This window comes from Schaalia hyovaginalis (assembly GCF_014208035.1).
GTDB classification, from domain to species: Bacteria; Actinomycetota; Actinomycetes; order Actinomycetales; family Actinomycetaceae; genus Pauljensenia; species Pauljensenia hyovaginalis.
In genome coordinates, this window is sequence record NZ_JACHMK010000001.1 from 2,157,013 (window position 1) to 2,178,447 (window position 21,435).

At 69.2% G+C, this 21,435-nt stretch carries 18 protein-coding genes; 3 read left to right on the forward strand and 15 right to left on the reverse strand.

Translation table 11 applies throughout. The annotated features are described in order from the left end of the window. Positions 1–19: 19 nt before the first annotated feature. Both HD592_RS09445 and HD592_RS09450 read left to right on the forward strand, forming a co-directional pair. Positions 20–841 carry a DsbA family protein gene (locus HD592_RS09445; protein ID WP_320658425.1) on the forward strand — a complete coding sequence of 274 codons (822 nt, stop codon included), beginning with the start codon at positions 20–22 and terminating at the stop codon, positions 839–841. Further along, positions 838–1,755 carry a cytochrome c biogenesis CcdA family protein gene (locus tag HD592_RS09450; protein ID WP_184453652.1) on the forward strand — a complete coding sequence of 306 codons (918 nt, stop codon included), beginning with the start codon at positions 838–840 and terminating at the stop codon, positions 1,753–1,755. Before HD592_RS09445 ends, HD592_RS09450 begins: the two co-directional genes overlap by 4 nt. 101 nt (positions 1,756–1,856) lie before the next feature. Here the strand turns inward: HD592_RS09450 and groES are convergent, their stop codons facing one another. After that, positions 1,857–2,153, reverse strand: a complete 297-nt coding sequence (gene groES, locus HD592_RS09455) for a co-chaperone GroES (RefSeq protein WP_184453654.1) — start codon at positions 2,151–2,153, stop codon at positions 1,857–1,859. Positions 2,154–2,358: 205 nt separating this feature from the next. Here groES and HD592_RS09460 point away from each other — a divergent pair, with 205 nt between their 5' ends. Then, on the forward strand, positions 2,359–3,588 hold the full coding sequence (locus HD592_RS09460) for a THUMP-like domain-containing protein (RefSeq protein WP_184453657.1): 1,230 nt from the start codon (positions 2,359–2,361) through the stop codon (positions 3,586–3,588). A 61-nt stretch (positions 3,589–3,649) separates the two neighbouring features. Here the strand turns inward: HD592_RS09460 and tsaD are convergent, their stop codons facing one another. The 14 genes from tsaD to HD592_RS09530 form a co-directional block, all read right to left on the reverse strand. Beyond that, positions 3,650–4,702 (reverse strand): tRNA (adenosine(37)-N6)-threonylcarbamoyltransferase complex transferase subunit TsaD, encoded by a 1,053-nt coding sequence (gene tsaD, locus HD592_RS09465; RefSeq protein ID WP_184453659.1) that lies wholly within the window; start codon positions 4,700–4,702, stop codon positions 3,650–3,652. 98 nt (positions 4,703–4,800) lie between these two features. Further along, complete coding sequence (locus tag HD592_RS11955) at positions 4,801–7,038, reverse strand: coiled-coil domain-containing protein (protein ID WP_221437874.1); 2,238 nt, start codon at positions 7,036–7,038, stop codon at positions 4,801–4,803. Positions 7,039–7,417: 379 nt separating this feature from the next. Then, positions 7,418–9,424 (reverse strand): LPXTG cell wall anchor domain-containing protein, encoded by a 2,007-nt coding sequence (locus tag HD592_RS09475; protein WP_184453661.1) that lies wholly within the window; start codon positions 9,422–9,424, stop codon positions 7,418–7,420. A 314-nt stretch (positions 9,425–9,738) separates the two neighbouring features. After that, positions 9,739–11,103 (reverse strand): hypothetical protein, encoded by a 1,365-nt coding sequence (locus HD592_RS09480; protein WP_184453662.1) that lies wholly within the window; start codon positions 11,101–11,103, stop codon positions 9,739–9,741. 272 nt (positions 11,104–11,375) lie between these two features. Continuing rightward, positions 11,376–11,699 (reverse strand): hypothetical protein, encoded by a 324-nt coding sequence (locus tag HD592_RS09485; RefSeq protein ID WP_246430012.1) that lies wholly within the window; start codon positions 11,697–11,699, stop codon positions 11,376–11,378. A gap of 261 nt (positions 11,700–11,960) precedes the next feature. Continuing rightward, positions 11,961–12,704 (reverse strand): succinate dehydrogenase/fumarate reductase iron-sulfur subunit, encoded by a 744-nt coding sequence (locus HD592_RS09490; protein WP_184453664.1) that lies wholly within the window; start codon positions 12,702–12,704, stop codon positions 11,961–11,963. After that, positions 12,701–14,680: a fumarate reductase/succinate dehydrogenase flavoprotein subunit gene (locus HD592_RS09495; protein ID WP_184453666.1), complete on the reverse strand. Its 1,980-nt coding sequence runs from the start codon at positions 14,678–14,680 to the stop codon at positions 12,701–12,703. Before HD592_RS09495 ends, HD592_RS09490 begins: the two co-directional genes overlap by 4 nt. 17 nt (positions 14,681–14,697) lie before the next feature. Next, entirely contained in the window at positions 14,698–15,399 is a 702-nt protein-coding gene (locus HD592_RS09500; protein ID WP_184453667.1) for a succinate dehydrogenase cytochrome b subunit, read from the reverse strand. 233 nt (positions 15,400–15,632) lie between these two features. Next, the gene (gene rimI, locus HD592_RS09505) at positions 15,633–16,103 is read right to left on the reverse strand and encodes a ribosomal protein S18-alanine N-acetyltransferase (protein ID WP_184453669.1); all 471 of its coding nucleotides are present in this window, start codon (positions 16,101–16,103) and stop codon (positions 15,633–15,635) included. Then, positions 16,100–16,795 (reverse strand): tRNA (adenosine(37)-N6)-threonylcarbamoyltransferase complex dimerization subunit type 1 TsaB, encoded by a 696-nt coding sequence (tsaB, locus tag HD592_RS09510; protein WP_184453671.1) that lies wholly within the window; start codon positions 16,793–16,795, stop codon positions 16,100–16,102. The genes rimI and tsaB overlap by 4 nt, the downstream gene beginning before the upstream one ends. A gap of 10 nt (positions 16,796–16,805) precedes the next feature. Then, a complete protein-coding gene (gene tsaE / locus HD592_RS09515) occupies positions 16,806–17,429 on the reverse strand; it encodes a tRNA (adenosine(37)-N6)-threonylcarbamoyltransferase complex ATPase subunit type 1 TsaE (RefSeq protein WP_184453673.1) in 624 nt (207 codons plus the stop codon). Continuing rightward, the gene (gene alr, locus HD592_RS09520; protein ID WP_184454624.1) at positions 17,426–18,769 is read right to left on the reverse strand and encodes an alanine racemase; all 1,344 of its coding nucleotides are present in this window, start codon (positions 18,767–18,769) and stop codon (positions 17,426–17,428) included. The genes tsaE and alr overlap by 4 nt, the downstream gene beginning before the upstream one ends. 8 nt (positions 18,770–18,777) lie before the next feature. Next, a complete protein-coding gene (locus tag HD592_RS09525) occupies positions 18,778–20,376 on the reverse strand; it encodes a bifunctional ADP-dependent NAD(P)H-hydrate dehydratase/NAD(P)H-hydrate epimerase (RefSeq protein ID WP_184453675.1) in 1,599 nt (532 codons plus the stop codon). Positions 20,377–20,509: 133 nt separating this feature from the next. Then, entirely contained in the window at positions 20,510–21,403 is an 894-nt protein-coding gene (locus HD592_RS09530; RefSeq protein WP_184453676.1) for a GRP family sugar transporter, read from the reverse strand. Positions 21,404–21,435 lie beyond the last annotated feature (32 nt).

The following is a 21,435-nucleotide window of genomic DNA, read 5'->3' on the forward strand; positions in this document are numbered from 1 at the left end:
CTGTCATGGAGAAACCCCCGTGTCCGAAACCCCGATCCCCGCGCGCCGTTCACGCTCCCCCCTCATCGCGATCCTCCTCCTCGTGATCGCGGCGCTCGTCCTCGCCCTCGGCGTCCTCATCGTCGACCGCCAGAGGTTGAACGCCCGGCTCGACGAGGCGCAGTCCGCCCTCGGCGCCTCCGCCGCTGGAAGCGCCAGAACCGCTGGGACGGCCGCCGCGGGCCGCACTCCCGCGGCCCCGGACGGCCTCGCGATCCCCTCATCGACCGATCCGACCCAACTCGAGATCATCCGCGCCCAGGCCAGGCGCGATCCGGACGACCCCCAGGCCTTCGGGAAGGCCGACGCCCCCGTCGTCATGGTGCTCTACTCGGACTTCGCGTGCCCCTACTGCACGCTCTTCGCCAAGGAGGTCGAACCCGGGCTCGCCGACCTCATCAACGACGGCACCCTCCGCATCGAGTGGCGCGACCTCGCCCAGATCACCCAGACCTCGCCGCTTGCCGCTCAGGCGGGACGCGCCGCAGCGGCTCAAGGCCGATTCTGGGAGTTCCATGACGCCGTCTACGCCGCGGCGGGCGAGGGCGAGCACCCCGAATACACCCAGGAGAACCTCCTCGAATTCGCTCGCGCCGCGGCCGTCCCGGATCTCGACGCCTTCACGGCGACGATGAACGCCGAGGAGACGAAGGCCGCCGTCGAGGAGGCGAAGACCAAGGCGTACTCGATCGGCGTCCAGGGGACCCCCTTCATGTTCATCGGCGACGCCTTCGTCTCGGGATACCGCGAGCTCGAGGTCATCCGCGCAACGGTGCTCGCCCAGGCGGAAGCGGCGAAGTGAGCGGGATCAGTCCGCTGGCGGCCCTCGTCGGCGGGATGCTCACCATTCTCGCGCCCTGCTCGGTGATGGTGCTCCCCGCGTTCTTCTCCTACGCCTTCCAATCGAAACGGGCGCTCCTGGCCCGAACGGGCCTCTTCTGGGCGGGCCTCCTTCTCGCGCTCGTCCCCCTGGGCGCGGCATTCGGAGCGAGCGGGGCTTTCCTCGCCGAGCGCCTCGGCCTCTTCGCGCGCCTGACCGCGCTCCTCGTCATCCTTCTCGGCGTCCTCGAGGCGGCGGCGATCGAGCTGCCGCGACCCCGGCGCCGGGCGCGACCCGGAGCGCGTCCGGGCCGCGCTTCCCGGGATTTCACGAGCCCGGGGGCGATCCTCCTGCTCGGGGCCGGTTACGGCCTCGCGGGAATCGGCTGCGCGGGCCCCATCCTCGGCGCGATCCTCGTCACGGCGGGGTTCGGGGCTTCGCCGTGGCAGGGCGCCCTCCTCATGGTCCTGTATGCGACCGGAATGGCGGTCCCCCTCGGCCTCCTCGCACTCGTCTGGCGGGCGGGACGCCTGTCGGAGCGCGCGTGGCTGCGCCCCAGGCCGTTGCGCGTATTCGGGCGGGAGTCCACGTGGACGAACCTCGTCTCCGGTCTGCTACTCATCGCCCTGGGCATCGCACTCGGCTGGTCCGGGGCGTCCAACCCGCTCGGCGGTGTGGTCCCCGCGTCGCGCCTCGCATCGTGGGAGGAGTCCGTGCTGCGCCTCGCCTCGTCCGTCCCCGCGTGGGCGCTCCTCTTCGCGCTCGCCGCAGTGGCGGGAGCCCTCTGGTTCGCCTGGCCGCGCCGCGCCGCCGATGCGGGTCACTCCACTGATGCGCTCCCGTCCGCCGATGCGGGCAGCGCCGCCGATACGGGCCGGGAATCGGGCACTGAGTGAATCCGAGCCGTTGAAAACGGGAAGACGAAGACGAGAACGAGAAGGGGCGGCGTCCGAAGACGCCGCCCCTTAGGACTGCTCAGGCGAAGACGCCGAAGCGATCAGCGCTCGACGATCGCGAGGACGTCGCGAGCGGAGAAGATCTGGTACTCCTCGCCCGCGTACTTGACCTCGGTGCCGCCGTAGCGCGAGTAGATGACCGTGTCGCCGACCTTGATGTCGAGCGGGACGCGGTTCCCGTTGTCGTCGATGCGGCCGGGGCCCACGGCGACGACTTCACCCTCCTGCGGCTTCTCCTTGGCGTTGTCCGGGATGATGAGACCCGAGGCGGTGGTACGCTCAGCTTCGAGCTGGCGGATGACGATGCGGTCCTCGAGGGGCTTGATGGAGATCGACACTGTCGCTCCCTTTCCTAGATGAAGAACGAACTCGTTCCTCGCCCGCCGTCGCGGGGGTCGGGTGAGGAACCCGATCGCGGCATCGGCCGCGCTTCACCACCGAGCATAGGCGCGCTTTGGCACTCGGGCAAGCCGAGTGCCAAAGCCTGTGCGCCTCCCCCTCCCCGTCCGCCCGAACGCTCGATGCGCATGCGACAATCTGCACGTGCCCACCGCCTCCGAACTCCTGCGCTCGCCCGAAGGCCGCCGTCTCCTGCGCGATTCGGCCGCATATGAGGAGGATGCGGCCGCACGCCCCCTCGCCCTCGGCGAGAGGCTGCGCGCCCGAGGCGTCGACCCCGCACTCGCAACCGCGGTCGCCGCTCAGATCGCCCTGCGCGCCCGCGCCCGCGCCAAACTCGGCGACGTCGCCGCCCGCATGCTCTTCACCCGTGACGGGCTCGAGCAGGCGACCCGCCTGGAGGTCGCACGAGAGCACGCGAGGCGATTCCGTGAAGCGGGGGCCAGCCGCGTCGCGGACCTCGGCTGCGGCATCGGCTCGGATTCGAGGGCGCTCGCCGAAGCCGGCCTCGGCGTCCTCGCCGTCGACCTCGATGCTGAAACGGCCGCCCTCGCCGCCGAGAATCTCATGGCCTACCCCCGGGCGCAGGTCCGCCAGGGCGATGTCACTGCACTCAGCATGACTGAACTCGCGGCCCAGGGGGTCGACGCCCTCTTCGCCGACCCCGCGCGCCGCTCGGGGGCCGCGCGGGGAGGGGCCCGCATTCACGATCCGGAGTCCTGGTCCCCTCCCCTGTCCCAGGTGCTCTCGTGGCGCGCGACGATCCCGAGCCTCGGAGTCAAAGTCGCCCCCGGCATCGCGCACGCGGCCCTGCCCGAGGACGCGCGCGTCGAGTGGACCTCCGTGAACGGGTCCCTCGTCGAGGCGGCGATCTGGACGGGCCCGCTGGCCCTCGAGGGGCCGGGGCGCTCGGCTCTCGTCATCTCGGGGTCGAGGGCGGAGCGCCTCGACGAGGAGGGCGCCCGTCCCGCCTGCGCGCCCGTGCGCCCCGCAGCGATCGGAGCACTGGGACGCTACCTGGGCGAACCGGATGACGCGGTGATCCGGGCCGGTCTCGTCGCTCGCCTGGCCGAGCTCAGCGGAGCCCGTCTCATCTCCGAGGCGATCGCGTACCTGAGCGCCGAGGCGCCGACGGATTCGCCCTTCATCACCTGGTTCGAAGTCGTCGACCTCGTGCCCTTGAAGGCGAAGGCGATCAGCGCGGCCCTCAGGGCTCTGGGCGTCGGACGGGTCGAAGTGAAGAAGCGCGGCGCGGACATCGACCCCGCTGCGCTGCGCACGTCGCTGAGGCTCGACGGCGATCGGGAGGCGGTCGTCATCGCGACTCGGGTCGCGGGCAGGCATCGGGCGATCATCGCGCGAAGGCCCGCCTGATCCTCGGGCGGCCCGCCGATCGCTCCTGCGGAGCGGGCGCGCCGCCGGGGGGGGATGGGCCTCAGCGCGGCAGCATCGAGGTCTGCGTGAGGGGCATGCCCGAGTCCGGCGAGAAGTCCCAGTCGGAGGGGGCGACGCCTGCGGCGAGGAGTTCGGTGCCCATCGCCGCGATCTGGGCCCCGTTGTCCGTGCAGAATCGCAGGGGGGGCAAGCGGACCTCGATCCCGGCCGCATCGGCGCGTTCGGCGAGCAGGGCCCGCAGGCGCGAGTTCGCGGAGAAGCCCCCGCCGACGACGATCGTGCCGCACCCGTTGTCGAGGGCGGCGCGCACGGCCTTGGAGGTGAGGGAATCGTTGACCGCTTCGGAGAAACCGGCGCAGACGTCCTCGGGGGAGATCTTCTCGCCTGAGGCCCGCGCGCCCTCCAGATAGCGCGCCACAGCGGTCTTCAATCCGGAGAAGGAGAAGTCGTACTTGTGGCGCTCCTTGTCCTTGCCCGCGGCCAGGCCGCGCGGGAAGCGGATCGCGCTGAGGTCGCCCGCCTGTGAGAGGCGGTCGACATGCGGGCCTCCGGGATAGGGCAGGTCGAGCAGGCGCCCCACCTTGTCGAAGGCTTCACCTGCGGCGTCATCGAGCGTGCCGCCGAGTTCGCGCACATCGGTCGCGATGTTCTCCACGAGGAGGATGTTCGAATGGCCGCCCGAGACGACCAGCCCGATGAAGCGCTCGGGGAGCGGTCCGTCGGCGAGCTTGTCGACCGCGAGGTGCCCGATGACGTGATTGACGCCGTAGAGGGGCTTGCCGAGGGAGGAGGCCAGGGCCTTCGCCGCGCAGATCCCGACGGTCAGGGAGCCGACGAGCCCGGGACCCGCGGCGACCGCGATCGCGTCGATTTCGTCGAAGCCGACGCCGACCTCGTCGAGGGCGGAGTCCAGGGTCGGCAGGAAGGTCTCCAGGTGGGCGCGCGAGGCGATCTCGGGAATGATCCCCCCGTACCTCGCGTACTGGTCCATCGAGGTCGCGGTTCGGTCAACGAGGAGCTCGCAGCCGCGCACGAGGGCGACTCCGGTTTCATCGCATGTCGATTCGATGCCGAGGACAAGTGGTTCAGTCACAGCGTCCAGTGTAAGCGCAGGCGCGCGGCGCCCCTTCGATCGGTCCGAAGGGGCGCCGCGCGCTGTGTGAGTGGATTCCTCGTCTTCGCGCCGGGAGCTCAGGCGCGCTTCCTGGTTCGGGCGATGGCGGCCGCGCTCCCTCCGAGGAGCATCGCCGCACCGGCGAGGGCGAGGAGGGCCTGAGCGTCGGTGCCGGTGACTGCGAGGCCCGGGGTGTTCGTCTTGGCCGAGGCCGCGGGGGTCTTCTGGGCGGCCGTGGGGGCCGGGGTCGCCGCCGGGGTCGCAGAGCCCGCGGGCGCGGCGGGGGCCTCGGGCGCAAGCGGGGCCTTGGGCTCGGCGGGAGTCGAAGGGGCCTCCGGCTTCTTCGGATCAGCCGGCGCATCGGGCATAGCAGGGGCCTTGGGGTCAGCCGGAGCCGAAGGGGCCTCCGGCTTCTTCGGATCAGCCGGCGCATCGGGCATAGCAGGGGCCTTGGGGTCAGCCGGAGCCGAAGGGGCCTCCGGCTTCTTCGGATCAGCCGGAGCCTTGGGGTCGGCGGGCTTCACCTCGGGGACCTTCGGAAGGAGGCACTGGGTGGCATCGCAGGCGGCCTTCGCCTTGGTCACGCGCTCCTTGGCGGCATCGCGGGCCTTGCGGGCATCGCTCGCCGCTTCTGCGGCCTCATCGGCGGCCTTCCTGGCGGCTTCCGAGGCGACCCTCGTCTGCTCAGCCTTCTTCGCGGCCGCGTCATAGTCGGCCCGGGCCTTCTCACCGGCCGCAATGGCCTCATCGAGAGCCTTCGAAGCCCGTTCCTTCGCAGCCTTTGCGGCTTCCACGGCTTCGGGAGAGTCGGCATTCAAAGCGAGGCGGGCATTCTTCAGTCCCTCCCTGAGGCGCTGGATGTCATCCGTCTTCTGAAGGAGTTCGGCGCGCGCCTGCTCCGCATTCTTCGCCGCCTCAGCAGCGCGGTTCCGGGCGCCGGCCGCGGTCTTGTTCTTCTCCGCCGACTCCTTTTCAAGGCGCTCGACCTCGGTCTTCGCCTGCTCAGCGGCGGCCTTGGCCTTCTCGAGGGTCGCCTTGGCCTGGATAACACGAGGATCTCGGGCAACGATATCTTCGAGCGTCTTCAGCCTTTCCTCACCCATTTTCTCCTTATTGAGAGCATCGACGAGCTGAGCCTCCGTCTCTTTCGCCTCCGCCTCGAGAACCTGGAGGCTCTTCTCTTGCTCAGAGAGCTGCTGGGAGGCGCGATCCACTTCTTCTCGCAAAGCTTCAATCTCCGCGAGGAGCTTTTGCCGAACAGCGCCAAGCTCCTTACCGTCTCGCGCTGCGATCAACGCGCTTCCTGCGATACCAACTTCCGCACGATCGTCGAGGCATTCTCTCCCGCTTTGCTGGCACTTATCCAATTGAGCTGTCGCAAGCTTCAGGCTCTCTTCCAACTGAGAACGAAGTTCTTCAAGACTTTTGTAAGTCTCAGGAATCCTTTCCAGAACGCGTCCTTTGCTCTCGAGTTCTTGCGCTCGAAGTTCGATGTTCGCGCGAGAGTTCGTCACGTCCTGGCGGAGCTTCGCAAGCTCTGCAGCCGTCTTCTCCTTCTTGTCCTTCAGGTCCGCCACTGCCTTTTTCAGGTCATCGAGATGGCGTTCCTCGACACTCCGGCTTGCCTTCTCAGCTGAGGCCACCTCGTCTTCTTTCGAGGTCACCGCTTTATCGGCGCCCTCCTTCGCCTTCGCTGCGGCCTCGACGGCCTTCTTCCCCAGGGCAGCGGCCTCATCGGCCTTCACGAGAGCGGCGTCGGCTTCCTTCTTCTTCTCCTGGGCGACTCCGTCGTAGGAGGTGAGGAGGGCCTGCTTCTTCTCCTCCTCCTTAAGATTCGACTCGATGTCCGAGATCTCCTTGGTGAGCTTCTGGCGCTCCTCCTCGGTGAGCGGAGCGGTGGCCTCGGCCCGCTTCTCCGCCTCCGTCAGGGCCTGTTCCGCAGCCTTGGTCCTCGCGGCGGCCTCCGTAGCGGCGGCTTCAGCTTGACGGAGGGCCTGCTCGGCCTCGGCGGCCTGGCGTGCGGCCTCATCGGAGGCCTGAGCCCGCGCCTGCGCCTCCGCCTCGGCCGAGGTCGCGCGAGCGCTCGTCGCCTCCTCTTCCTGTCGGGCGGCGTCGAGTTCGTTCTTCGCCTGCTGCTCGGGGCTCAAAGCGACGGCGGCAGAAGCCTCCCCCGAAGGCGCAGCGTCAGCGTCCGCAGCGAAGGCCGCCCCCTGAGGCAGAACGACCGTTGCCGCAAGGACTGTCAGGGCGGCCGCCGGAACAGCACGGCTCTTTCCATTACGGGACTTTTCGGGGGCGATGTGCTGAGCTCGCATTCGGGGGTGTCATTCCTTCGATAAGTGGTTTCTACGGGAGCTCGGTAAGGCGTGCCCCCGCCTTGGCACACACGAGGTTAGCGGCCGAAGAAGACCGCTTGCTTTCAAATTTGAATCAATCCGGGGCGAATCAGGCCAAACCCCCATGCCCCCTCCGGGATCCGACGTGCCCCAGACCACTCGAGCGCCCGGCGAACGTGCAGTACGGGCATTTCACCCGGAAGACCCGCATCCCCGAGCACGCCCTCGCGCCGGACGACCTCGACGATCGCCTCCGCGGCGAGGCGGGAAAACGAGTGCGGGCCCGCACTGTGAGGGCAGAGGACTCCACCCCGCCCAGCGCGGACCCGCCGTGTTGAGAACTTCAGTCTTCAGACGCTCATCGACGCCTGCGAGCAGCCACGAGAGTCGCACCGCCGGCAAGCGCGCTCGCCCCGAGAAGAGCGAGAAGCCCCGAGAAGTCCACCCCGGTCACCGCGAGAGAAGACGCGTTCGCGCCGCGGGTCTGCCCCTTCGACGCGATCGAGGACGCAGCCCTGCCCTCGGCACCCCCGGACCGCGAAGACGCCCCCATGCCGGCCCCCGAGGGCTTCGCACTCGGGTCACCCTCACGCGGGGCCTGAGGCGCCTTCGGCGCGATCTCGAGGCACCGCGACGCCTCGCACGCTTCACGCGCCGCCTTCACCCGGTCATTGGCCGCACTCAGCATCCGCTGGGCGTCACGGGACTTCGCCTGCGCCTCATCGGCCGCCTTGCGGGCGGTATCGGCCATGATTCTCGCCTCATCAGCGGCCTTCTCCGCCTCCGTGTAGGTCTTCTGCGCCTCGGCGCTCGCCGCGAGCGCCTGATCGAGGCGCTTCGACGCTTCCTGTGCGCGAGCCTTCAGCCCCGTCAGATCACCATCGCCGATGCGTGCGAGGGCCTGCTTGGCGGCCTCGAGCTTCCGGGTCGCCTCGGCGACCTCCGCACGCTTGGACTCAAGGGCCTTCCGCGCCGAAGCGGCCGCAGCGCGAGCCTCCTCAGCACGAATCGCCGCAGCGCGAGCGGCTTCTTGCGCCCGGGTCACGGCCTTCTCGAGCTCCGGGATCACCTTGTCGGCCTCGGCCTTCTTCTCCTTCGCCTGTTGAAGCGCCTGCAAAGCATCGGCGACACGCGGATCCTTGTCGAGGTCAGCCAGTGCCTCCTGGGCCCGCTTCTGCACCGCCATGGCCGCAGTCAGCTTCTCGGTGGATTCCCGGGATTTCTTCTTCGCCGCTTCGAGCTGATTCAGCTTCTCCTGGTAATCGGCGAGTGCCTTCTTGAGGTGCTTTTCTTGCGCATCAAACTTCTTGAACGGGTCACCGTCCCCGACTTCCGCGAGAATATCGGCGACCGCTTTCGCGAGATCGCGCTCTTTGGTCCGTGCATCGCATTGTCCCGGAGTGGCAACCTCGCACTCATCAAGAGCCTTCTGCGCTGCTTGCTTCGCTTCTTCCGCAGCTCGAGAGCCGTCCTTCTGAGACTTGAAGTCAGCGACCCGTTTCTTGATGGTCTCAATCGACGAGAGTTCTTCACTCAGTGAAGCCGCCAGCGACTCGGTGTCTTCGTTCGATTCCATCAGCGCCTTGAGAGCCGCTTCGTCGGTTTCCTTGGTCTTCTTGAGCGCCGGGATCTCCGCCTTCGCCTTTTCGAGTTCAGCGCTGTAAGCGGCCGTAGCGATCACCTTCGCGCCCTCGAGCTTGCGACGGGCCTCCTCGAGCTTCGACTGGGGCTCTTTCGCCGCCCCGACCTTCGCCGCGGCCTCTTCGCTCTCCTTCTCGGCCTTCGCAGCCTCGCCCTCCGCAGCGGTGACGGCACCGTCCTTGAGAGCCGCCGCTTCTTCGAGCTTCTTCACAGCAGCCGAGTCGCTCGCAATGGTCTTCTCCAGCTTCGCCGACTCGTCCTTGAGGCTCTGAGCCTTCTCACGAAGGGCTTCACCCTGCGCCTCAGCCTCTTTCACCGTCTTCTCGATCCGGGTGAGCTGATCGTTGGCCTGCTCCACCGCCGTCGCGGCTTCCTTCGCACGGGTTCGCGCTTCTTCAAGGCGGGCGTTCGCCTCCTGGGCCTTCGTCGAGGCGGCATCGGACTCGGCTTCACGGGCTTCGGCGGCCTGCCGGGCACGGGCCGCTTCTTCCTCGGCCTTGGAGGCCTCCGTCGTCGCCGAGTCGAGTTCGGTCTTCGCCTGCTGCTCGGGGCTGGCGGCGACGGCGGCCGGCGCCTCGCGCTGAGCCGCGGCGTCAGCGTCTGCAGCGAGCGCAGCCCCCTGAGGCAGTGCGACCGTTGCCGCGAGGAGCGTCAGGGCGGCCGCCGGAACGGCGCGCCTCTTTCCGCTGCGGGGCTGTTCGGGGGCGATGTGCTGAGCTCGCATTCGGGGGTGTCATTCCTTCGGTGAGTGGTTCCGTGCGGGAGCTCGAAAAACGACTCCTCCCGCGTCTTGGCACGATCGAGGGTAATGATCGGAAGAGACGATTTGCTTTCAATTTTGAATAAATGGGGGAAGAATCAGGCCAAACCCCCATCCCCCTCCGGGACCGCGAGGACGCGAGCGAGCCCACCTTGGCGGCCAGCATCTGCTCGCAGAGGCGCCCCGTCTCCCCCTCCCGCATCATGTGCGAAGGGCCCGCCCTCAACCCGGAATCATCCAAGCCGAGGGCGGGCCCACGCCCACGCGGGAAGCGGGAATCAGCGGCGCGCCGTGCGTCGAGCGACCAGTGCTCCCCCGCCGGCCAGGGCCGAAGCGCCGATCAGCATCAGCAGCGCATCGACGTTCGTTCCCGTCACCGCGAGGCCGCCGCGCTGCGGGGACTGGGCGAGGGTGGAGGGCTTCGAGGCGGCGGGGGCGAGCTGCGCCTTGTCCGTCGAAAGGGGAGTCTGAGGATTCATGGGAGGCAAGGCCCGCTCCTCTCCGGCCGACTTCGCGCCATCCTCTCCAGTCGGCTTCCGCTGATCAGTCTCCTTATCGGAGGGACCCTGATCGGCAGAGCCTTTGTCGGCGGGCGCCTTGGGCTTCTCAGCTTCCGGAGCCTTCGAGCCGGGGTCAGCAGGCGACTCGGGCTTCACAGGCGGCTCAGGCGCAACCGGCTTCTCAGGCTTCACAGGAGACTCCGGCTTCGACGGCCCCTCAGGCACGACCGGCGACTCGGGCTTGGCGGGCGATCCGGATCCAGGAATGCTCGGAATCAGAGGAATCGCAGGAACCTCTGCCTCGGGAGCCTCAGGCACTGACGGAACCGGAACGGAAGGCGTCAAAGGCATCGCAGGAACCTCCACCTTGGGAGTCTCAGGTTCTGCCGGAGCCGGAAGGGACGGGGTCAGCGGAGTCGAAGGATGTTCGGACTCGGGCATCGCCGGAGCTTCGGGTTCGGGAGCGACCGGCGCAACCGGCACCGCGGAGCGATCCTCGATCCCCATCCCTTCATCGAAGTCCTCGATCCACAGATTGATCCTGCGCAGTTCCTCGACCAGCTCGAGCTGATCCTCACGCGCACTTTCGACGGCCAATCTGAGGGTCTGCTGATTTCCCTCGTCCAGGGCGTCCTTATCGTTCTCTTTCAGCTTCTGCTTCCAGATCTCGAGGTCCCTCTCCGCAGCCTCAAGTTGCTTTTTGACCTGATCAATCTGTTCGTTCAGCGCACGGCGCTCCTTCTCCAGGTCTGCGCGGACGAGGGTGCGCACCCCGGTCTGCGGTGCCGAGGGAAGGGGCCCGGCCGATGCAGGGCCAGGGGCCTCCGGAGCGGCAGGCGCATCGCTCTCGCCCTCGGCCGTCGATGCACCTGCGGCATCCGGCAACACCTCGGCAGACGGATTCGCGTTCACATCAGCATCGACCGGGTCATCCGTCAGCGCCTCGGCGCCCGGAAGGGCGTCCTCGGCGACGGCGAGCGGAGTCTCGCTCACCGGAGGCTCGGTCTCATTTTCGACGGGGGCCGCCAGAGCCGCAGCGCCCGGAAGGACGAGGGCGGCAGCGGCGATGCCGATGGTCGCAGTCGGGAGAAGGATCTTCTTCGAGGACCACGAGCCCACGAGGAGGGCGGAGGTAGTGCGCATACGAGTACTTGCCTCTTTAGTTCGGGTGAAGCGCGGCAGGAAGGACGCGCCGGGATACGGGATCGCCGTATTTCAAACATTGAGGCTATTCACCCGAAAGGGACGAGACGAGAGAATTTCAAACAACCTGGGGACTTTTCAGGGCACTCCCCCAAGGCCTGCTCGGGGAAGCCGAGTGGGGCGCTTCACAAGGGGGAAGCGAGCCCGGCAGTGGTCCGCCGAAAGGCGCCGAGCACAGCGGAAGACGCCGAGCGGATCGACGCCGATGGCCTTCAGGAACGCTCCGGCCCTTCTGCAGCCGCTCTCTCTGCAGCCGCCTCTTCTTCAGCCACTCCTTCGAGAGCCCGCTCCTCATCCGTCTCCGACCCGCGCCGATTCGCGATGAGCATCGCGACTCCCGCGACGAACAGGGCGAGGAGCGACCAGGGGAAGGCCCGATCGGCGACCTGCCTGAAGGAGCCGGAGCCGAACATCACGCCCCCGAGGAGGAAGAGCGAAAGGAGGGCGAAGACGAGCATCGCTCCGATGCCCACGGTCGCCGACACCCAGTAGCGCCGCGTCCGGGTATCCGGCCCCTTCATGTCGTATTCCGTCATGCGTCCGCCTCCTTGCGAGATCATCTTCGATTCTACGGGTCGCCCCTGCACTCCCCGCGCCATTCGGCGCACACGCCCGGGAGAAAGCCCCTACAGCCGTCTATGCGCGGCCGAAGTCCATGCACCCCGGAAATGCCCAAGAAGGGGATCGGCGCTCAGCGCGTCCCCTCTTGGGTGCCTTTCGGGGTTCTCGGACACACCGAAGACGGCCCGGGGCCCGGCCGCCTTCGCGACCGGGCCCCGAGATGGCCGAATGCCGGATCAGACGCCCTTGAGGGCGGCCTTGCCGAGCTGGCGGTTGAGCGTCGCGATGACGTCGAGCGGGATCTGCTTGGGGCAGACCGCCGCGCACTCGCCGATGTTCGTGCAGGAGCCGAAGCCCTCTTCGTCCATCTGGTTGAGCATGTTGACGACGCGCTTGTAGTTCTCCGGCTTGCCCTGGGGCAGGAGCTGGAGATGCGTGACCTTCGCCGAGGTGAAGAGCATCGCCGAAGCGTTCGGGCACGCCGCCACGCAGGCGCCGCAGCCGATGCAGGCGGCCGCCTCGAAGGCGCGATCGGCATCCTGCTTCGGGACCGGAGTCGCGTGGGCGTCGGGGGCCGCACCGGTGTTCACCGAGATGTAGCCGCCGGCCTGGATGATCCGATCGAGGGCGCCCCTGTTGACGACGAGGTCCTTGATGACCGGGAAGGCGTCCGCGCGCCACGGCTCGATCGTGATGACGTCGCCGTCGTGGAAGGTGCGCATGTGGAGCTGGCAGGTCGTGGTGACCTCGGGCCCGTGGGCGATGCCGTTGATGACGATGCCGCACTGACCGCAGATGCCCTCACGGCAGTCGGAGTCGAAGGCGATAGGCTCCTCGCCGCGGGCGAACAGCTCCTCGTTGAGAACGTCGAGCATCTCCAGGAAGGAGGACTCCTCGGAGATCCCCTTCACCTGGTACTCGTGCATCGCGCCGCGGTCCTCGGGACCGTTCTGGCGCCAGATCTTCAGTGTCAGGTTCACTTGTAGCTCCGCTGCTTCAGCTCGATGTTGTTGTAGATGAGGTCTTCCTTGTGCAGGATCGGCGGCTGATCCTCGCCGCCCCACTCCCAGGCCGCGACGTACAGGAACTGATCGTCGTGGCGGAGGGCCTCGCCTTCGGGGGTCTGCGACTCGGCGCGGAAGTGGCCGCCGCAGGACTCCTCGCGGTGGAGGGCGTCGATGCACATGAGTTCGCCGAGCTCCATGAAGTCGGCGACTCGTCCGGCCTTCTCGAGGGACTGGTTGAGCTCGCCGATCGACTTGCCCGGGACCCGGACGTTCTTCCAGTAGTCCTTGCGGAGCTCGCGGATGAGGCCGATCGCCTTCTTCAGGCCCTCCTCGGTGCGCTCCATGCCGCAGTACTCCCACATGATGTGGCCGAGCTCCTTGTGGAAGGAGTCCACCGAGCGGGAGCCGTTGATCGACATGAGGGTGTCGATGCGGGACTGCGCGTCGGCGAGCGCCTGGGCGACATCCGGGGAGGACGCGTCGAGCTTGGGCAAGTTGAAGCACTTCGACAGGTAGTCGTTGATCGTGTTCGGCAGGACGAAGTAGCCGTCGGACAGGCCCTGCATGAGGGCCGAGGCGCCGAGGCGGTTCGCACCGTGATCGGAGAAGTTCGCCTCGCCCGCGACGTACAGGCCCGGCAGGTTCGACTCGAGGTCGTAGTCGACCCACAGCCCGCCCATGGTGTAGTGGACGGCCGGGTAGATGCGCATCGGCACCTCGTAGGGGTTGTCGCCCGTGATGCGCTCGTACATGTCGAAGAGGTTGCCGTACTTCGCGGAGACCGCGGCCACGCCCATGCGCTCGATCGCATCGGCGAAGTCGAGGTAGACGCCGCGGGCGACGCCGTCGATCTTCGGGCCGACGCCGCGGCCCTCGTCGCACATGTTCTTCGCCTGGCGGCTCGCGATATCGCGGGGCACGAGGTTGCCGAAGGACGGGTAGATGCGCTCGAGGTAGTAGTCGCGATCCTCTTCGGGGATCTGGCGGGGATCCTTCTCGCAGTCCTCGGCCTTCTTCGGCACCCAGATGCGGCCGTCGTTGCGGAGCGACTCCGACATGAGGGTGAGCTTGGACTGCTGGTCGCCGTGCTGCGGGATGCAGGTCGGGTGGATCTGCGTGAAGCAGGGGTTGCCGAAGTAGGCGCCCTTGCGGTACGCGCGCCAAATGGCGGTCGCGTTGCAGCCCATGGCGTTCGTCGAGAGGAAGAAGACGTTGCCGTAGCCGCCGGTCGCGAGGACGACCGCGTCGGCGACGTAGGTCTCGAGGGCGCCGGTGGACATGTCACGGGCGACGATGCCGCGCGCACGCCCCTCGGAGACGATGATCTCGACCATCTCGTGACGCGAGTGCTCGGTGACGGTGCCGGCCGCGACCTGACGCTCGAGCGCCTGGTAGGCGCCGATGAGGAGCTGCTGACCGGTCTGGCCGCGGGCGTAGAAGGTGCGCGAGACCTGGACGCCGCCGAAGGAGCGGTTGTCGAGGAGGCCGCCGTACTCGCGGGCGAAGGGGACGCCCTGCGCGACGCACTGGTCGATGATCGAGGCCGAGACCTCGGCCAGGCGGTAGACGTTCGTCTCGCGGGCGCGGTAATCGCCGCCCTTGACCGTGTCGTAGAAGAGGCGGTAGACGGAGTCGTTGTCGTTGCGGTAGTTCTTCGCCGCGTTGATGCCGCCCTGGGCGGCGATCGAGTGGGCTCGGCGGGCCGAGTCCTGGTAGAAGAACACGTCGACGTTGTAGCCCATCTCGCCGAGCGAAGCGGCGGCGGCGCCGCCCGCGAGGCCGGTGCCCACGATGATGACGCGGAGCTTGCGGCGGTTGGCGGGGTTGACGAGGGCCGCGGAGAACTTGCGGGACTCCCAGCACTCGGAGATCGGGACGTCGAGGGGCGCCTTGGTGTCGGCGATCTTCTCGCCTTCGCGGTACAGGCCCTTGATGAGGGTGTCAGTCATGATGTATTCGACCTTCCTCAGGAGATGATTCCGGCGGCGATGGCGATCGGGGGCGCCATGAACATGACGAAGATGATCGCGCCGACGATTCCGGACAGGACGAGCATGAACTTGCGCGTCGCGGGGCGCACCCACCCGAGGGTCTGGAACATCGACCAGAAGCCGTGGGAGACGTGGATGCAGGCGAGCGCGACGAAGAGGGCGTAGACGGCGACGAGGAGCGGCGACTGGAAGGAGGCCACCATGCGCTCGTAAGGGGTCGCGTCCGCGGTGAATCCGGTCTTCACGGTACCGGTCGTGAAGTGGAGGATGTGGAAGACGAAGATGAGGAAGATGAGGACGCCGGACAGGCGCATGGTGCGCGCGGCGTAGGAGTCGGTGACCGACTTCTTCACGACGTAGCGGCTCGTGCGGGCCCTGCGCGAGCGGGTCCAGGTGTAGGACGCTGCGAACAGGTGGATGACGAGCATGAGGATCATCGCGGCGCGGAAGACCCAGATGAAGCCGCCGTGGGGGAAGATCGGGACGAACGCCTCGTTCTTGAGCCATTCGGCGTAGTGGTCGTACGCCTCCTGACCGAGGAACATCTTGAGGTTTCCGTAGGAGTGGAACAGCAGGAAGAAGACGAAGACGAAGCCCGAGATGGCCATCAGCTGCTTCACGAACACGCTGGTGGTCCACGCACGACGCCTCTTCGATGCGACATTAGTTGTGGCCATGGTTCTGAGGATATGGGACGGCGCATCGGCGCCTCTGGGACTCAGGGCCACGAACTCCCGCGCACCGGGGGGAATTCGGCTTTTTCCGCACGATTTCGCGGTTTCAGCCCTTTGAGACCCGCGTCACTTCCCGGCGTTCGGCCCGGTGGCGCCCGGCGGGCGGTCCTCCCCGATTCCCGGTTTTGCCAAGCCGCACCTTGCAGATTTCGGAATCGAGGGCGGGCCGACGCTCCTCAGGCGGGCCCGCGAAGGTCGAGCCGCATGTCGACCGCATCTTCAACGGGGTTGCGGAAGTAGCGGCGGATCACGCCGATCTTAGTGAAGCCCGCGGAGGCGTAAAGGGCGCGTGCGGCGAGGTTCGAGCGCCGGACCTCGAGGAACACCGCCTCCGCCCCGCCCCCGCGCGCCGCGCCGATGAGCTCGTCCAGAAGGAAGCGCCCGAGCCCCCTTCCCCTGGCGGCCTCGGCGACCCCGATCGTCATGATGTCCGCCGCGTCCCCGACGACCTTGACTCCCCCGTAAGCGAGGCATTCGCCCTCGTCGCCGAGGGCGAGGAGGTAGGTCGAGAAAGGGGAGGCGAGCTCCTCGGCGATCATCGCCGGCGTCCACGGGTCCTCCGGGAAGATCTCATTCTCGAGGGCTCCGAGAAGCGCCTCATCACCGGCTCCCGCGCGCCGCCACGAGACGCGCGGCGCGAGCGTCACATGCGCTCCATCGGTTGTCCGTGGATCTCGGGCCGGCGCAGGTAGAGCGGCTCGGTGCCGAGCGAATCGCCCTGGCCGCGCTGAAGCCGCGCGCTCACGATCCGGGAGAGCACCGCCGGGGCGAGTTCGACGAGGGGACCGGACTCGGCGCCCGCGAGCGCTTCAGCCGAATGCGCGGGCACGGCCCCGGCGGCGACCACGAGATCCGAGGCGCCGCGCAGCGCATTGAGCAGCGAATGAGCGGCCCCCACTTCGAGGCGCCCTTCGCAGCGCACGTCGTCGGGGCCCTCGGCGAGGAATCGGCCCCAGTACAGCTCCTTGCGCCTCGCATCCGAGATCGCCACGACGCAGGCGTCCGGGGCGAGCAGGTCGAGGGCGGCGCGCGCGACGATCTCCAGGCTGGGGACTCCGTACACGGGGACCCCCGCGGCGCGCGCGATCACACGAGCGGTGACCAGGCCCGCGCGTAGACCAGTGAAGGGGGCCGGCCCCGTGCCGACCAGGACGCGGGCGAGCCCCGCACGGGCGGCCTCCTCGGGCCGCCCGGCGCTGCGCAGGACCTCGCGGACCAGAGGGGTGAGGGACTCGGCGTGATGACGTGTCGAGTCGTCATGCGCACGGGCGATGACCTCGCCGTCGTCAACGAGGGCGACGCGCGTGGAGGCGGAGGTGTCGATGCACAGGTCAGTCACGGCGAAGATCCTACTCGTCGTCGACGGGGGCGGCTGATTCGGCCCCGGTCCCGTCCGCCTCCGCGCCTTCGTCGAGCGCCTGCGCCTCGCCCTCGGCGATGATCCCCCGGGCGCGCACGAGAACCCGATCGAGGACCCCGTCCCAGCGGGTCCCGTGCGGGCGCAATTCGACGCGGCGCTCACCGTCGTCCATCGTTTCGAGGTCGATGGCGCCCTCGGCGCGCCCGGCCGTCCCGCCGGTTCCGCGCACGACCGCGATCTCGAGGCGCTCGGACGACATCACCTCTGTCTTCCCCTCGCCCCACTCGACGACCGTGACCGAATCGGCGAGGCTGGAATCCAGGTCGAGGGTCTCCAGATCCTCCAGGTCGGAGATCCTGTAGGCGTCGGCGTGGATGAGGTCGGGGCCGCCGACCAGGCTCGGGTGCACGCGGGCGACGATGAAGGTCGGGGATGCGACGCGCCCCCGCACCCCCATCCCCTCGCCGATCCCCTGGGTGAGGGTCGTCTTCCCCGCTCCCAGTCCCCCCGAGAGCATGATGAGGTCCCCGGCCCGCAGGACCTCCCCGAGGGCCCTGCCCAGGGCTCGCGTCTGCTCGGGTGAGCGGGTAGTCGCCGAAAGCACGGCGTTCATCGGGCCTCCTTCTCCGGTGCGCGCGATCGGGCCCCTTCAGCCGGGGCGGCGCACTCGCTGTTCTCGCACGCGGCCGAATCCTCAACGGCTTCAGCGCGTTCGGCGACGCGCCTGTCGCTCAGATGAACGCGGGGGACCCTGTCCCCCAGGCGCGTCACGATTTCGTAATTGATCGTTCCGGCGGCCTGCGCCCAGTCGTCGGCGCTCGGCGCGCCCTTCGCCGGGTCGCCGAAGAGGATCGCGGTGTCGCCGACCTTCGCGGGGGCAGGCCCCGATCGTGCGCTCGGCGCTCCCGGCGCGTCCTCGGCGGGACCGAGGTCGACGATGAACTGGTCCATGCAGATCCGGCCGACGACCCGGGTGGTGATCGCCTCGGGCCCTTCGACGAGGACCGGCGCCCCGTTCGACCCGGCGCGCAGGATCCCATCGGCGTAGCCCAGGGGGACCAGGCCGAGCCAGCGCCTGCCCGGGGCCCGCCAGGTGCCCCCGTAGGAGGCGGGGGCCCCGCCTTCGACGACCTTGACCGAGGTGAGGGGCGCTTGGAGCGTCATCGCGGGGCGCAGGCCGAGCGAAGCGCCGCTGGCGGTGAGCGGATCCGGGCTCAGTCCGTACATGCCGATGCCGGCGCGCACCATGTCGTAGTGGGCCTCCGGGTGCCACAGGATGCCGGAGGTCGCCGACAGGTGGCGGATCCGCGGTTCGACGCCCGCATCGGCCAGGGTCTTGAGCCCGCGCTCGAAGATCTCCACGTGCGCGGCGGTGGAGGCGCGCCCCTCCTCGCTCAGGTCGTCCCCGCGCGACAGGTGGCTCCACGCCCCGACGACCTCGACCAGTCCTTCCTCTTCGGCCATGCGGACCGCGGCGGCGAGGGCGGGGAGGTCGGCCCGGGTGGAGCCCGCGCGCGACATCCCCGTGTCGATCTTGACGTGGATCCGGGCGCGGATCCCGGTGTCGCGGGCCGCGGCGCAGATCTCGGCGAGGACCCAGGTCCACGAGACCGACAGGTCGATGCAGGCTTCGAGTGCGCCCGCCCAGTCGGCGCCGCTCGGTGCGATCCAGGCGAGGATCGGGGCGGCGCTCCGGTCGATGCCCGCGGCGTCCAGGCCCTCGCGCAGTGCGCGCGCCTCGGCGAGCTGAGCGACGCCCAGCCAGGCGGCGCCCGCCCGCAGCGCGGCCGTTGCGACGGGGAGGATGCCGTGCCCGTAAGCGTCGGCCTTGACGACCGCCATCTGCGCGGCGCCGGGGGCGAAGCCGCGCAGGACCTCCAGGTTCTCTCCGATCGCGCCGAGGTCGACGATCGCCCGGCCCGGGTAGGGCGAGTCCGGCGTGGTTTCGAGCATCACGGGTCTCAGTATCCCACCGGGTCAGCTCCGCCCGCTGGTACGGCCAGCAGTCGGCCGAGCACCGGGGGCAGGGCGCGCGCGATGTCGAGGGCGCCGATCGGGCCGCCGAGGGGGCCGCGGCTGCCTGCGGCTGCGGCCCCGGCGAGCGCATGGATCATGACTCCCGCTGCGATGAGGGCGTTGAAGTCCCGGGTGGGCAGGCCGCGCTCCTGATCGGCCTTCCAGCCCGCTGCGAGCCCCGCGAGGAATCCGGCGAGGACGTCCCCGGCTCCGGCGACCCCGGTCCAGGCCGACCCCCGGGGCGTGACGAGGATCCGGGAATCCGGGGTGGCGAGCAATGACTCAGCCCCTTTGAGGAGGACGCGGGCACCGGCCTCCCGTGCGAGGATGCGGGCGGCTTCGGCGGGATGGTCCTCGACCCACCATCGGGGCGTCGTCCGGCCGAGCGCTCCGAGCAGGGCGGCGGCTTCGCCGGCATGCGGGGTGAGGACTGTGAACTCGCCGATCCCCTTGTCGCGCAGTTCCGGCACGAGGTCCAGGCCGCCCGCGTCGATGATGAGCGGCAGCCCCGAGGACGCGGCGAATCCGGCGAGTTCACGGGCAGCCTGCCGGGTCTCGTCATCCATTCCGGGCCCGACGAGGCCCGCTTGGATCCGCCCGCCCCGCGTGACGACGCCCGGGGCGGCCGCGAGCACCAGGTCAGCAACCCGGGTCGGCGCATCCAGGCGGATCATGCCCGGCCCCGCGCCCTGGGCGCCCAGGGTCGCCAGGAGGCCAGCCCCCGGGTAGGTCTGCGAGCCGGCGACGAGGCCTGCGACTCCGCGCGTGTACTTGTGATCCTCGGGGCCGGGCACGCGGATGAGCGCCGCCGCGTCCGACTCCTCGAGGAGGGCCACCGTGCTGGGCCCCATGTCGAGTCCGAGCTCGTGCACGCGCACCCGACCGGCGGCGCGGGAAGCGGGCGGCAGTGCGAGAAGGGATTTCATCGCCCCCATCGTGACGGTGCGTTCGGCTTTCAGAAGGGGCCCTTCGATCCCGCCGTCGTCGCCCGAGGATGCCGAGGGCGCGTCGATCGCCACGACGCGCGCGCCGCGCTCGGAGCGGATGCCCTCCAACTCGCGCAGTCGTGAGGCGAGGGGCTCGCGAATGCCGCCCACGAGGCCCGTCCCGCAGATCCCGTCGATCCAGATCGGGCAGCTGAGCGCCTCGACGAGGCCCGGGGAGGAGCGAAGCGGCTCGCCCTCGGCGAGCGCATGAGCGGGCAGGCACGCGACGCCCTGTTCCTCGGCGGCCGTGCGGGCGCGCTCGTGAACGCGGGGGCTCAAGCAGACGGCCGTGCATGACACGCCCTGCTGAGCGAGGAAGGACGCCGCGTACAGGGCGTCTCCGCCGTTGTCCCCTCCGCCGACGAGCGCGCACACCCTCGGCTCCGTCTTCCCGTCCGGGAATGCCGGGCGGTGATCGGCGAGCACGTCCTTCACCTCTTCGGCCACCGCCCGGGCGGCCGAGCGCATGAGGCGATCCGGGTCGCCTTCGGCGTGGGCGGCGCGGACCTGACGGGCCTCTGCCCGGCGGACCTCAGCGCGGGTGAATGCGGGGATCATGCTGCGATCATTCCACCTTCTCGGGGTTTCTTCCTCCCGGCCCTCCCGCCGGGGCGGCAGCGCGAGCCCGTCGGCGGGCGTCATCGCGAGCCCGTCGGGGCACGGCCTCCGCCTTCGGCCGGGCCGCGCGATCTCAGGGCAGGTCGAGGCTCTTGGCGAAGCCGGCGAGCACCGCGCCGCAGATGACGAGCGACACCCCCATGACCGTCCACCGCATCTCCTTGCGCGTACGGGACTCCCCGAGCACGAGGATGCCGGCCGGGGTGGAGATGAGGATGCCGAGCTGGGACAGCGTGAAGCCGGTGGCGACCCCGACGCGGTCCGCGCTGATCATGAGGATCAAGACCGCGCCTCCCCACATCATGCCCGTGATCATCTGACGCAGCGTGCGCGTGGACCACCGGGTATCCGCCGGGCCGACCCACGGGGTGAAGCGCGGCGAGGTGAGGATGAGCGCGACTGTCATGTAGCCGAGCGCCTGCGGCAGGAGCGCCGTGCGCCCGTCGATCCCGAACCACTGGACGAGCAGCAGGTAAGCGACCAGGCCGATCGTCGAGGTCGCCAGGAGGCGGATGCCGCGCGGCCAATCGAGCCCATCGGTCGACTCCGACTTCTCATGCCGAGAGGCGAGCCACACCCCGAGTGCGAGGGCCAAGATCGCGCCCGCTCCGAACAGCGAGGAGGCGCCGTGGCGCCATTCGCCGAAGAGGATCACGCCGCCCAGGGACATGGCGACGAGCTGAAGGCCCGTCGAGGTGGGCATGGTCCGCGAGACCCCGAGGACCCTCAGGCACACGGTCTGGTCGACCAGGCCCCAGCCGAGCAGGAGGCCGGAGGCGTATGCGATCACGAAGGACTGGGGCGTCCACGAGGCGCCGAGGAAGGGGGTCGCGATGAGCGAGGTGAGGAAGCCGCCCGTCATGAGGCCGAGGATGCGCTGCCTGTCATCGCCCCCGAGGACGATGAGGAGGACGCTCATCGTCCCGAGGATCAACGAGGGGCTGAGTGCGAGGAGGAAGTCGGCCACGGCGCAAGGGTAGTCCGTTCCCCGCCCCGGGC